We start from the raw sequence: 11,428 nt of genomic DNA on the forward strand, positions 1-11,428 counted from the left end.
ACGAGGACCCGAGCGCCATCGAAGAACAATGGCCCGTGTATCGGTGCGTTCGCTCCGCAAGTCAAGGAAGTTCGGGAAATTCGGCAATGATGCCGCGGTGTTCACCATTTGCCGGGTGTTCAGTCACAGAGGTCGGCTATGGCCCGGCGCATGGCATCCATGACGCCCGGATCGCTCATGGCATGACCTGCCGTCTCGATGAATTCGAGGCGGGCATCCGGCCATGCGGAGGCCAGCGCGTGGGCCGCCCGCGGCGGGCAGAGCAGGTCATAGCGGCCTTGCAAAATGCGGCCGGGGATGCCGGCAAGGTGGCGCGCGTCGCGCAGCAGCTGGCCGGGCTCAAGGAAAAAATCGTTGCGGATGTAATGCGCCTCGACAAGCGGCGTCGGCGGCAGGCGCGAGGCGCTGGCGGCCTCGGTCGGAAGCGGCCCCGGCTTAGCGGCGATTTCCGACAACGCGCGCTCGTAGGCGAACCATCGCAGCGCCGGAAGCCTGTGCACGTCCGGATCGGGATTGCAGAGGCGCTCCACGTATGCCTGGAGCGGATCGGAGCGCTCGGCGAGCGGCAGCCAGTCGCGGAAGTCGGCATAAAGCTCAGGGCGGAAGATTTTCGGCCCTCCAAGGAAAGCCCATTCGACTTCCTCAGTGGTCCCCAGGAAAATGGCGCGCAGGACAAGCCCCGCGACGCGCTCGGGATGCTTTTCGGCATAGGCCAGCGCCAGCGTCGAGCCCCAGGAGCCGCCAACGAGCAGCCACTTTGCAATCCGGAAGTGCTCACGGATGATTTCGAGGTCGCCGACGAGATGCGCCGTCGTGTTGGCGGTGCGGGACAGATAAGGATGGCTGCGGCCTGCGCCGCGCTGGTCGATCAGGAAGATGTGATCGCGCGCCGGATCGAACACTGTCCGGTGCAAATGCTGAGAGCCGCTGCCAGGTCCTCCGTGCAGAAAGACAATCGGGCGGCCGCCTCTCAAGCCGACTTCTTCGACATAGATCCAGTGTCCGTCACCGACCTGCAGCATGCGCGCGTCGAACGGACGGAAGGTTTCGAGCATTGTTTCCATCACCGCCCTGCTGAGCATGGAATTTCGCGCCGGGCAAGACGGCCGCTCAAGTGCGGAGCCTCGACGGGATCGCATTTTTCGACGTCACAGCCACGTCACAGACGGGGATTTGCGACGTGCATCGATGCCGCAGCGCGCAACGGTGATCCGCGCATAGGCGTTGACGAGCGGCTTTAATCAAAAATTCGCACGTCTTCTGAAACTCTTGGTTCACTCAATTGCAATTGACGAATGAGGTTTCAAACCCCACCTCCACACCCGGCGCAAGACTCGCTAAGATGGCCGCATCCGACATGACAAGTTCCGTTCAGAGGAGTTCGACAATGGTCCGCACTGTCGTTTCGCAAATGTTACGCGCCGTCGCCGCTGGCGGATTTGCCGTTGTCGTTGGACTAAGCGGCGCAAGTGTCAGCAGCGCACACGCAGAACCGGTGTCGCTCACCGGATCGTGGAGCGGCAACGGCTCGATCTCCTTCGCGTCGGGCTCGAAGGAAAAAGCGCGATGCCGCGCGCGCTTCGCCAAGACAGGTGCTTCGAGCTACGCGATGTTGGCAACGTGCGCGACGCCGTCGGCAAAAGTCGACCAATCGGCGACGCTCTATAAATCGGGCGCCAACAGCTATACGGGCAGCTTCTTCAACCAGCAGTACAATACCGGCGGGTCGATCCGCATCACGGTGTCAGGACGTACACAGAGCGTACGGCTCAACGGCGAAGCCGGCAGCGCGTTTTTCAAGCTGCGGAAGCTTTAGTCGCTCGCGGGAAGCAGCGAACCTTGGGCGCGGGTCATCAGATTGCGACTTCCCTACTCGCGTCGCGCAAAAATATAGCCGGGCATTCGCGCCCGGCTACATAAAGACCCAGACCGGATCGTTGAAGCGGATCAGCCCTTGTCGTCGGATTCGACCGGAGCGGCGGGGCCGCCGTCGTTTTCAGGTGCATCGTTCTGCATTCCAGGTCCGCCCTTGCCATCAGGGCCGCCGTGCCAGCCACGATGTCCGCGATGTTCCTGGCCGCCCGGACCCCAACCGCCGCCGAAGGCCCAGTGAGGACCACCACGGCCGCCGTGACCGAAGCCCGGCGTCAGTTGGCGCATGAGCGGACGCAGGACATCTTTCTGCTCGTCACTCAGGGACGCGTAGAACGGCGTGAAAGCGCTTGAAAATGCCTTCAGCCGATCGGCGCGCTCGCCGAGATGCTTGCTCATGCGCTCATAGCGTTCGGAAAGATCGGGCCGCTTGGATTGCGCGTCGGATTTGTCAGCCCGGCGCTCCTCGCGCTTCTTCGCCCATTCGGCGCGCTTTTCCTCGCGAACCTTGAACGTGTCGCGCACGTTCGTCTCGATGGGTGCCCAAAGCTTTTCCTGATCGGCATTGAGCTGCAGCGCGGCCTTCACCATTGCGATGCGGCCTTCCTCGAGGCGCGTGCGCGTTTCCGGCGTCATGTTGTGCCAGCCGCCGCGATCAACGGACTTGGCGATGGCGACGGTAGCTGGAACGGCGACAACGGCCGCAATCGCAAGCCAAGCACCGCGCGAAAGTTTGTTCATGTGGTATCTCCTTCGGCCAGCTCGGGGAGCGAAGGGGGAGCAAGTTCGCTGGCCGTCGGAGTTAGGAACGACGTTGGACCGATGATCCGTCGTCAAATATTTATCAGCCTGGCGAAGGGCTCATGTGCGGCTGCTGTACTGCGAGTTTTTTCGCGGGCCGATTGCAATCCGCTTTACTGACTTCCGCGCAGACCGTGGGGAATTGAACCGCTCGTTCCGTCCGATGCGCCGGTTGCCGCGCTCGAAGCCGTTTTGGCGCGCGCCTGGAGATCGATCGGCTGGGCATAGACGACCCGATCACGGCCGCTGAAGCAGCCGGCCACGCAAATGACGAGATCCTCGTTCGGGCGCGCCGCCGTCAACTGGCGGATGAGAGGACTCGACCCGGCGCCAACTTGAAAGCCGAAACCATCGAGGGGTACGGAATTGAGATTTTTTGCCGGAAACTGTTCGTCCGCAGCACCCACGGCGACGATCTGGGTTCCGTCAGCTTCCACGTCATCGACCTGAGCGTCTTCGGCGAGCGCTCCGTTTGCCGACACCAACGCAAAAAGAACAGCAACAGCAGCCGATGCAAACGGCTTCACGAACGCGGGACGCATGACGAACCCTCAAATACTGAACAAACTCGAAAGAATTGTGCCGCACGCGCGTAAAGGAAGTCTTACGAGACTTGCTCGAATTCGCACGGCGGCGACGCAATGGACGCCGCCGCAGGGGCTTGCTCTCGACTTTGCGGCTTGATCTTTTCGGCCGAGCTTACGGCACCGTCCCCGTTTCCGCCTGGAACCGCCAATACTTGCCCGCAGCCGATTCAACGGCCAGGATGCTCTTGACGCGCTTGTCCGGCGGGCGAAGCCCAGAGGCGACGAGAGCTTTCACGTCATTCAACAGCGCCGGGTTTTCCGCGTAACCCGAATGATTGAGCCCCAGCGCGTCCGTCGAGACGGCCGTGACGTCAATGGTATCGAGTCCGGGAATGATCAGCGGTCCTGTCGCCGGCACATCGCCAGCGCGCGGCACGCCGCCCCAGAAACGCGCAGAGTAACTCAACGCGCGATCGTTCGAAGCCGCGTAGAGCGTGACGCCCTTGGCGAATTTGATGACCTCGCGCGCCAGGATGTTGAACTTATCGCGGTCGACGTCGGGCGCTGCCAGGATAACCTGGCTGATCACCACGCCGCGCGGCACCTTGGTCTTTATGCGTTCGAGCACACGCAACAAAAGCTCGTTGCCCATCGAGTGCGCGATCAGGCTGATCGATTTGGCGCCGCTTTTCTGGATGACCATGTCCAGGAACTCGGCCAGCGTCGGCTCGGCCTGCTCAACGCTTCCGTGATCGTACGTATAGCTCGCGACCTTGCCGCCCGAGGGCCAGCTATAAAGGAACGGAACGCCGTCGAAGCGAAGATCGTAGGCGATCTGCGCCGTGCGGTAGAGCGCGTTGTCGAACGACGTGTTGAAGCCGTGCACGAAGACGAACGCGTGGTCCTTAAACGTCGTTGAGGTCGCCAGGCGCTGCTTGATGAGCGCCAGCATCTGGGCTTCCGTCAGACCTTTGATTTCCTGGACCGTGAAGTGTTTCTCGGGGTCTTCCTTTTCCTCGTAGACCTTGACCTTGAAATACGGGATCTCGATCACGACGGGCCGCTCGATATGCGGCACCTTGTGAATGAGCGGCACCGTCACCAACGCCCGGCCAAGCTGCAGCTTGTGTCCGCGCTCGGCGCCGAATTGCAGACGGTTCGGGTCCGGCTCGACGGCGCGATCCGTTCCGTAGAAAACGGGAACGACGTCGAAGGCCTTGGCCGGATCGTCGGCGGGTTTGGCGGGCGCCATTCTTTTCGCTTCATCGTATCGCTGTGCATTGGCGGCGCGCGTTGCCTCTTCGGCACGGCGGATCGCTTCGGCCTTGGCGGCGGCTTCGGCGCTCGCGTTCGCCGCGGCTCCGGGCGCGGCCGGGGGCATGGGCGGCTCTGGTGCGGCTGTCGGAGGGCGCGGCTTGGCGGCGGACGCGCGTGGCGGGGGCGGCGGCGGGGCCGGTGCCGGTTCAGCGGTCTCGTACGACGGGCCAGAGCCTCCGATCGGATCGGACGCTTCCGGATAAGGCGGGGGAGCCGCGCCGCCCGCAGGTTCTTGAGGAGCTTCGGACTCGACGGGCGCAGGGGCGGGCTCCGCCGATGGGGCTGGGGCGGACGGCGGCCGCACAGTTGCGGTCTTCGTCGAATCCGTTTCGGCGGGCGCTTTCGCAAGGCGAGGCGCCTGCGTGCATCCCCCCAGCAGACCGCAAACCATCATCGCCGCAATAACCGGTCCAGACCGGCTTGGCAGCAGCCAACGCTTGGTAAGCGAATACATCGCGTCCCTCCCCGCAATTCCGTCTTGAACCCCTGAGCCCGAGGAAATCCTAAGGGCCCGCCCCTCGTTGGGCAATAAGCTCTGCATGCCGAGAAATTGTGTCAGCAGGATTGTCGTGGATTTCCAGCGACGAAATCCGGACTTGCGGCGCGGGCCGTTCCTGACCATGGTCGGCCGTTGAAAGATAAAGGATATCCAGGCGAGCCATGGCGACTGCCACCCTGTCCGCGCATCGCATTCCCGTTGCCGATTACGTGGCCGGCATCACCGCCGGCGACCGAGCCTTGCTGGCTCGCGCGATCACGCTGGTCGAAAGCACAAATCCCGAGCATGGCCGCCTCGCGCAGCAGGTGTTGCAGGCGCTTCTGCCGAAGACCGGACAAGCCGTGCGCCTTGGCGTCACCGGCGTGCCAGGGGTTGGCAAGTCAACGACGATCGACCAGTTCGGGATGAACCTGATCGCCGAGGGTCATCTCGTCGCCGTGCTCGCGATCGATCCGACGTCGAAGCGCTCGGGCGGGTCCATTCTCGGCGACAAGACGCGCATGAGCTCGCTGGCGCAGGAGCGGAATGCGTTCATCCGGCCGTCACCGTCCTCCGGCACGCTCGGCGGGGTGACTCGGAAGACGCGAGAGACGATGGCCCTCGTCGAGGCGGCGGGGTTCAACGTCATCATCGTCGAGACGGTCGGCGTCGGGCAATCCGAGGTTGCCGTTTCCGATATGGTCGATTTCTTCCTCGTTCTCTTGCTGGCGGGCGGCGGCGACGACCTGCAAGGCATCAAGAAGGGCATCATCGAGCTTGCCGACATGATCGCTATCAACAAGGCCGACGGCGATAACGTCCGGCGCGCGGAACGGGCGGCGGCGGACTACCGGCACGCACTGCAGATTTTCACGCCCCACGATGCGACCTGGTTCCCGCCCGTACTCACGGTTTCCGGCATCGAAAATCGCGGGCTGAAGGATCTGTGGGCGAAAATTCTCGAGCATCGGGAAAAGATGTCGGCGACGGGCCAATTCCAGGCGCGGCGGCAGGCGCAGGCGGTGTCGTGGATGCGCGACATGCTCGAAGACCGTCTGATGGGCGCGCTCAAAGCAAATCCGAAAGTCGCCGCCGAACTTCCGAAAATCGAAGCGTCGGTGCGCGAGGGCACGTTGCTGCCGACGCTGGCGGTCGATCGTCTGATGGGCTTGATGGGGCTTTGACCTCGGCCTGATGCGCACCTCTTTCGGACGGCGCCGGCTGCGACCTATATTGAGTCATGGCGTTGAGAATGAACCGTCGCCCGACCGTATTGTTGACCGGCTTCGGACCGTTTCGGAACGTGCGCAGGAATGCGTCTGCCGCGCTCGTCAGAAGACTGGCGCGCGAGGCGCGACTTGCGTTGCCGCATTGCCGGTTCGCCGTCGCGGTACTGCCGACCGAATGGGCGCGCGCGCCCAGTCTTCTCTCAAAGCTTTACGAGCGGCACGCGCCTGCGCTGGCTCTCCACTTTGGCGTCGCATCCAATATGCGCGGTTTTCGCATCGAAACCGAAGCGCGGAATTTCTGCCGGATGTCGACGGATGCGGCTGGCAGCCTTCCGGTTTCCAGTTGTCTTTGCGAGAGCGGCGCTCCGGAGCTTGCGGCAACCATCGCCGTGACCGCCATCGCGCGGCATCTCGAAGCTCAAGGGTTCGAAGCGAAGCTCTCAAATGACGCGGGCGGCTATCTCTGCAACGCCGTCTTTTACCACTCGCTCGTGGAAGCGCGTGTGCGTGGAGACCGGTGCAAGGTCGGGTTCATCCACATCCCAGTCGACTCAGGCACGCCAGAAGCCGCAGGCCGTATCGTACCCGGCGCGCTGGAAATCCTCAAACTCGCGCTTCAGCCGTCTGCATCGGAGACGGCCTTAACTTCGGTTTAATGTCTGTCGCGCTGGCTCAGTCCTTGCTTCTTGCGCGAAGCAAACTGGAGCACGTCCATGACCATCGACCGCCGTTCGCTCATCGGGGCAAGCCTGGGCCTCGGTGCCGCCGTGAGCACCGCGCACGCGAGCGAGCGCCGATCCGTGCAAGGGCTAGCAACACCGAATGCGTCGGATCTTGCGCCTGCCCTCGTTCCGGATGACGCGCGAGATCAAACGGTTGCGCTGCAAGCGGCGATCGACATTGCCGCGGAGAAAGATATTCCCCTCGTCCTGCCGCCCGGCAGGTTCATCGTCAGCGATCTCAGGCTGCGCAGCGGCTCGCGCCTCATCGGCACGGCGCGGACGACGACGCTGGTATTTTCCGGCGGCGATGCCTTCGTCACTGGCGAAAAAGCCGACGGCCTGGTTCTCGACGGACTGAAATTCGACGGCGCTTACAAAACATTCGATCCGGCGCGCGGCGACGGACTGCTGACGTTCAGCAATTCGAAGACCGTGCATCTTGCCGATCTCGAAATTCAGAACAGCAGCGGCATCGGACTGTCGCTGGCGGAGTGCGGCGGGCGCGTCGAAAGCCTTCTTATCAGCCATGCTCTCGACGCCGGTTTCAAAAGCCTCGATTCCTTCGGGCTCGACGTCAGAGACAACACCGTCACCGAATGCGCTAACAACGGCATCCTGATCTGGCGTTCCAAACAGGAAGAAGACGGCAGCGTTGTCTCAGGCAATCGCATTTCGAAAATTCGCAATGCCCGAGGCGGCACGGGTGAGTACGGCAACGGCATCAACGTGTTTCGCGCCGGAAGCGTGCTCGTCTCGGGAAACCGCATTTCCGACTGCGCTTATACGGCGGTGCGCGGCAACGCTGCCTCAAATATCCAGATCATCGGCAATAGCTGCGAGCGGCTCGGCGAGGTTGCGCTTTATGCCGAATTTGGATTCCAGGGCGCGTTAATCGCAAATAATCTCATCGATACGGCCGCGAGCGGAATTTCGGTCACGAATTTCAACGACGGCGGACGCCTTGCTGTTATCCAAGGAAATCTCATCCGCAATCTTTTCCGGCGCGAGCAAGAAGCCGAAGACAAGCGCGGGGAAGGCATCGGCGTCGAGGCCGACGCGGTTGTCACCGGCAATACGATCGAAAACGCGCCGACCGCCGGCATTCAAATCGGCTGGGGCGCTTATATGCGCGACGTCGCCGTGACGGCGAATGTCATTCGCAATGCGCGCGTCGGCGTCTCTGTCACAAACGCGGCCGATGGCAAATGCCTGATCGCAAACAATTTGATTTCAAACACGAAAGACGGCGCGATCCGCGCGATGGACCTTGGCGTGCTCAAGGGGCCGGACCTCGCGCGTGAGCCGAGTGCATCGGACCGCATTCACGTCACTGGCAACGTCGCGGTTTGAGCCGCGGAAAGCCTTTTCAGAACATTGGATTTTTGGGAGCGCCGCGGCCCGGCCAAGGGGAAGACGGGGGGAGTCGGGACTTGGCCGGGCGGCAGCAGCATCTGGTGTGCACGGGGGGATGTGACACCAGCCTTGGGTTATATCTAAGCACAATAAGATGAACTCATTCTGAACGTGACGTTAAATTGCCGCAACGTTTCGGCCGACATCCCAGTAATTCCGGCTAACTCGACGTTTGCCCTCGATTTTTTTTATTCGCCGGCCGAGTTGCGCATCGAATCGTATTAGCGTCCGGAGACCGATGACTTGCGCATAGGACTTCGTGATGCCGGCCTTCGCCGCGCCGCTCTCTCTGCCGTTTGCTTCAGACTCTGGCGACGCCATGTCCCTCGCCCGCGCCAAGCTCGAGGACGTTTTCGGCTACAAGGGTTTTCGCCCGCTGCAGGGCGACATCATCGATACCGTTCTGCACGGCGGCGATTGCCTGGCGTTGATGCCGACGGGCGGCGGCAAATCTCTTTGCTATCAGATTCCGTCACTGGTCCGGCGCGGGACGGGCATCGTCGTTTCGCCGCTCATCGCGTTGATGCAAGATCAGGTCGACGCGCTGAAGGACCTCGGCGTCAAGGCGGCGTTTCTGAATTCGACGCAGGACCGCAGCACGCAGGATCGGATCGAGCGGCAGTTCGCGGCGGATGCGCTCGATTTGCTTTACGTCGCACCGGAACGGCTGGTGCAGGAGCGAACGCTCGGGCTTTTCGAGCGCACCGACATCGCGTTGTTCGCGATCGATGAAGCCCATTGCGTCTCGCAGTGGGGGCATGATTTCCGGCCCGAGTACCGGCAGCTCAAGATTCTGGCGCAGCGGTTTCCGAACGTGCCGCGCATCGCGCTGACGGCGACGGCGGATGAACGCACGCGGCAAGACATCATTTCGGAGCTGTCGCTCGAAAACGCCCGGAGCTTCATCGCGAGCTTCGATCGTCCGAACATCCGTTATACGATCGCCGAACTCGGCAGTGACAGCGCGCGGGAGCGGCTCTGGCAATTCATCGAAGCCGAGCATGCAGGCGAGGCTGGGATCGTCTATTGCCTGTCGCGCAAGTCGGTCGACGAAACGGCGGCGTGGCTATGCGCGAAGGGGCGTAAGGCGCTCGCTTATCATGCCGGTCTCGAAGCGCACATACGCGCGGCGGCGCAAACCAAGTTCCTGACGGAAGACGGGCTGATCATCGTCGCGACGATCGCCTTCGGCATGGGCATCGATAAACCCGACGTGCGTTTCGTTGCGCATCTCAACCTGCCGAAGTCGATCGAGTCGTATTATCAGGAGACGGGACGCGCCGGTCGCGACGGCGAACCAGCGAACGCGTGGATGGCCTACGGGCTGCAGGACATCGTGCAGCTTCGGCAATGGATCGGGCGGTCGGAGGGCTCGGACGCCTTCAAGACCGTGCAGCGGCAGAAGCTCGACGCGCTCATCGGACTGGCGGAAATGCCTGGCTGCCGGCGGCAAGCGTTGCTCGCCTACTTTGGAGAGATGAATTCCGCGCCGTGCGGGAACTGCGATAACTGCCTCAGCCCGCCTCATACCGAGGACGGGACCGTCGCGGCGCAGAAGGCGTTGTCGGCCGTTTACCGGACGGGGCAGCGTTTCGGCGTCACCTATCTCGCCGACGTACTGATCGGAACAGCGGACGAGCGCGTGCTGCGCAACGGCCATGACCGTCTGTCGGTTTTCGGCATCGGCAAGGACGTGCCGGCTTCGACATGGAAGGGGCTTTTCCGGCAACTGACGGCGCAAGGGTATTTAACGGGCGACGACGAGGGCATGGGCTCTCTCATTCTCACCGAACGGGCCCGGCCGCTGCTTCGCGGCGAAGAACGTTTTCTGATGCGCGTAACGCAGGCAAGATCGAAGCTTGCCAAGAAGCGCGGCGGGTCGCTTGCTCCAAAGGTTGCCGCCCAGAACCAGCCGTTGTTCGATGCGCTCAAAGCCGTGCGCCTCAAACTCGCGGCGGCTGCGAAACTTCCGCCCTACGTCGTGGCGCAGGACCGGACATTGATCGAGCTTGCGGAGAAGCGGCCGAAATCGGAATCGGCGCTGCACGACATCCTGGGGTTAGGCGCCAGCAAGATCGCGCGCTACGGCGCGGCGTTCATGCAGGTGATTTCGCAGTTCACGGCGCATCCGATTCTCACCAACCGATTGTCGGCAAGCGTGAATGCGACGCTGGCGGCACATCTCAGGAGCCTTGACGCCGAGCAGATTGCGTCCGAGCGCGGGCTCGAGGTTGCGACGGTTTATGGACATCTCGCCGAAGCCATCGAAGCTGGACTGATCGGCGCGGACGACGTCCTGCGCCTCGATCCTGCCGAACGCGACGAAATCGAGGCTGCGTTCGACCGCTGTGAGACACGCGACACCGGCAAGCTCGGCCCGGCGTTCGGGGCACTCGACGGCCGCTACAATTACGGCATTCTCAAATGCCTGCTCGCTGACGCTGGCTAGCGCGGTCGGCTTCGAAGCGGAGCAGAATTTCCGAGCCTTTGCCGGACGTGAATGCGACGCGAACGGCTGGGCCTTCGGTGCCTACGACCTCGCATTCGGCGCTGTCGCCGTACTGGTCCCAGTGCAGGCGCACGCGCGAGGGCAGGATCGTCGGCCGGCTCAGTTCGATTTCGGCACCGTCGGCGTCGATGTGACGGACGGTGCACCGAATTGGCGCAGAATTGCCGATTTGCAATTGCGCATGAACGAGGGACATCCGTCTGCCGAATGTCTGTTTGCCACAGTGCGTGCTGATATTGGACACGGAAGCCTCACGGATCGATAAGTCGTGAGGAGATAGGCAAGACGAGTGCCAGCTCCGGGCGACACCCAGGATCGCGACGTTTGGCGCGCCGCGGTTTACCTAACAAAAGGTTTACGCACTTAGAGCCTTTCCGCTTTTCGTTGAATCGCGGATCGGCTCTAGGTCCTTGTTTGCCGTGCTTCTTATCGGAAAACCGGTGCCCACTTTTCCGGAAGCACTCTAGGTCCTTGTTTGCCGTGCTTCTTATCGGAAAACCGGTGCCCACTTTTCCGGAAGCACTCTAGGCGCGGGGCGCACGTGCGAGGCGTTCGCCGAT

General features: G+C 62.4%; 10 protein-coding genes. 5 read left to right on the top strand and 5 right to left on the bottom strand.

Translation table 11 applies throughout. The features are described from left to right. Positions 1 to 119: 119 nt before the first annotated feature. Entirely contained in the window at positions 120 to 1,082 is a 963-nt protein-coding gene (pip, locus tag WC026_RS11275) for a prolyl aminopeptidase (protein WP_372711053.1), read from the bottom strand. A gap of 305 nt (positions 1,083 to 1,387) precedes the next feature. Here pip and WC026_RS11280 point away from each other — a divergent pair, with 305 nt between their 5' ends. Continuing rightward, positions 1,388 to 1,816, top strand: coding sequence for a hypothetical protein (locus WC026_RS11280; RefSeq protein WP_372711055.1), 429 nt, complete (start codon positions 1,388 to 1,390; stop codon positions 1,814 to 1,816). Positions 1,817 to 1,947: 131 nt separating this feature from the next. Here the strand turns inward: WC026_RS11280 and WC026_RS11285 are convergent, their stop codons facing one another. The 3 genes from WC026_RS11285 to WC026_RS11295 all read right to left on the bottom strand — a co-directional run bounded on the left by WC026_RS11285 (position 1,948) and on the right by WC026_RS11295 (position 4,971). Next, entirely contained in the window at positions 1,948 to 2,613 is a 666-nt protein-coding gene (locus WC026_RS11285) for a Spy/CpxP family protein refolding chaperone (protein WP_372711056.1), read from the bottom strand. Positions 2,614 to 2,786: 173 nt separating this feature from the next. After that, the gene (locus WC026_RS11290) at positions 2,787 to 3,215 is read right to left on the bottom strand and encodes a hypothetical protein (RefSeq protein ID WP_372711057.1); all 429 of its coding nucleotides are present in this window, start codon (positions 3,213 to 3,215) and stop codon (positions 2,787 to 2,789) included. 157 nt (positions 3,216 to 3,372) lie between these two features. After that, entirely contained in the window at positions 3,373 to 4,971 is a 1,599-nt protein-coding gene (locus WC026_RS11295) for an alpha/beta hydrolase (protein WP_372711058.1), read from the bottom strand. Positions 4,972 to 5,177: 206 nt separating this feature from the next. On the opposite strand from WC026_RS11295, the gene meaB reads away from it, so the two are divergent. The 4 genes from meaB (at position 5,178) to recQ (ending at position 10,808) form a co-directional block, all read left to right on the top strand. After that, on the top strand, positions 5,178 to 6,179 hold the full coding sequence (gene meaB, locus WC026_RS11300; protein ID WP_372711059.1) for a methylmalonyl Co-A mutase-associated GTPase MeaB: 1,002 nt from the start codon (positions 5,178 to 5,180) through the stop codon (positions 6,177 to 6,179). A 68-nt stretch (positions 6,180 to 6,247) separates the two neighbouring features. Further along, positions 6,248 to 6,880, top strand: a complete 633-nt coding sequence (locus tag WC026_RS11305) for a pyroglutamyl-peptidase I (protein WP_372711060.1) — start codon at positions 6,248 to 6,250, stop codon at positions 6,878 to 6,880. Between the two features lie 57 nt (positions 6,881 to 6,937). Further along, complete coding sequence (locus WC026_RS11310) at positions 6,938 to 8,296, top strand: TIGR03808 family TAT-translocated repetitive protein (RefSeq protein WP_372711061.1); 1,359 nt, start codon at positions 6,938 to 6,940, stop codon at positions 8,294 to 8,296. A 325-nt stretch (positions 8,297 to 8,621) separates the two neighbouring features. Further along, complete coding sequence (recQ, locus tag WC026_RS11315; RefSeq protein ID WP_372711062.1) at positions 8,622 to 10,808, top strand: DNA helicase RecQ; 2,187 nt, start codon at positions 8,622 to 8,624, stop codon at positions 10,806 to 10,808. Here recQ and WC026_RS11320 read toward each other — a convergent pair. Next, a complete protein-coding gene (locus WC026_RS11320) occupies positions 10,780 to 11,112 on the bottom strand; it encodes a hypothetical protein (protein ID WP_372711063.1) in 333 nt (110 codons plus the stop codon). The genes recQ and WC026_RS11320 overlap by 29 nt on opposite strands. Positions 11,113 to 11,428 lie beyond the last annotated feature (316 nt).

It is taken from the genome of Hyphomicrobium sp. (assembly GCF_041674905.1).
In the GTDB taxonomy this organism is placed as follows: Bacteria; Pseudomonadota; Alphaproteobacteria; order Rhizobiales; family Hyphomicrobiaceae; genus Hyphomicrobium_B.

Bases quoted from the DNA above. Each gene is read 5' to 3' on its own strand.
- pip (WP_372711053.1), bottom strand. From the start codon at position 1,082: ATGCTCAGCAGGGCGGTGATGGAAACAATGCTCGAAACCTTCCGTCCG.
- WC026_RS11290 (WP_372711057.1), bottom strand. From the start codon at position 3,215: ATGCGTCCCGCGTTCGTGAAGCCGTTTGCATCGGCTGCTGTTGCTGTT.
- meaB (WP_372711059.1), top strand. From the start codon at position 5,178: ATGGCGACTGCCACCCTGTCCGCGCATCGCATTCCCGTTGCCGATTAC.
- recQ (WP_372711062.1), top strand. From the start codon at position 8,622: ATGCCGGCCTTCGCCGCGCCGCTCTCTCTGCCGTTTGCTTCAGACTCT.
- WC026_RS11280 (WP_372711055.1), top strand. From the start codon at position 1,388: ATGGTCCGCACTGTCGTTTCGCAAATGTTACGCGCCGTCGCCGCTGGC.
- WC026_RS11285 (WP_372711056.1), bottom strand. From the start codon at position 2,613: ATGAACAAACTTTCGCGCGGTGCTTGGCTTGCGATTGCGGCCGTTGTC.
- WC026_RS11305 (WP_372711060.1), top strand. From the start codon at position 6,248: ATGAACCGTCGCCCGACCGTATTGTTGACCGGCTTCGGACCGTTTCGG.
- WC026_RS11295 (WP_372711058.1), bottom strand. From the start codon at position 4,971: ATGTATTCGCTTACCAAGCGTTGGCTGCTGCCAAGCCGGTCTGGACCG.
- WC026_RS11310 (WP_372711061.1), top strand. From the start codon at position 6,938: ATGACCATCGACCGCCGTTCGCTCATCGGGGCAAGCCTGGGCCTCGGT.